1 protein-coding gene is annotated in these 859 nt (G+C 60.5%); it reads right to left on the bottom strand.

Annotated elements, in window-relative coordinates:
- On the bottom strand, positions 1 to 495 hold a 495-nt coding region (locus B2R17_RS27795), incomplete at its 3' end, for an aspartate-semialdehyde dehydrogenase (RefSeq protein WP_286766561.1).
- Positions 496 to 859 lie beyond the last annotated feature (364 nt).

The following is an 859-nucleotide window of genomic DNA, read 5'->3' as shown; positions in this document are numbered from 1 at the left end:
GTTGCCAGCCAAGCCAGCTCCACTGGTCGCTTGGTAGGTGCTGACGATGACCCGGCGAATGCCAACGGCTTTGTGCAGCGGAGCGAGTGCAACGACCATCTGAGTCGTGCTGCAGTTGGGGCTGGCGATGACGCCTTGGTGACCATCGACCGCTTCGGGGTTCACTTCGGGGACGATCAACGGGACGGTTGGGTCCATCCGCCAATACGCACTCTCGTCGACCACGATCGCGCCGGCTTTGACCGCCCAAGGCGTGAACTCAGCGGAGACCTCATCGGGCGTGCTAGCGATGACCAAGTCGACGCCTTCAAAGGCGGATGGTTCCATCAGCTCGACGGTCAGCATTTCGTCGCCGTAACGAACTTGGGTGCCGGCGCTGCGAGCCGAGGCAAGCAAACGCAGTTTCCGCATGGGGAACTTGCGAGCGTGGAGCTGGTCCAGAACGATTCGGCCAACGGCACCGGTGGCACCGACGAGTGCAACGCAATCAAACATGAGTGGTCAGGAGACGGAGAAACAAAGTGGGGAGGGAAACGAGTCTTCAGCCGCTAGCGATTCATCACGTCCCGAAACGCGTTCGATTCGCGATCGGACGGAACGTGAGTTCCCGGCAGCGGTTTTCGTGCCACCAGTTTGGTCTTTCCAGACGCAAACGCAACGGGAAACAGCACCCGGCAAGTTGAAAAAGCTGGTGAGCTAAAAAAGCCCGAGTCGCCCCGGAGACACCCGCACCCGCTTTCAGGTTCGCGGCCGATCGTTTCCTTGGGCGAAGAACGCCCCTCGACAGGCGTCAAAATCCGTACGACGGGCTTCCTAGCCCGTCGAAGACGCCAGCACGACGGACTTGGAAGTCCATCGT

It is taken from the genome of Rhodopirellula sp. UBA1907, from assembly GCF_002337565.1.
Classification (GTDB): Bacteria; Planctomycetota; Planctomycetia; order Pirellulales; family Pirellulaceae; genus Rhodopirellula; species Rhodopirellula europaea.
Note: the sequence above shows the minus strand (reverse complement) of the source record. Positions and strands in the feature narration are given on the sequence as shown.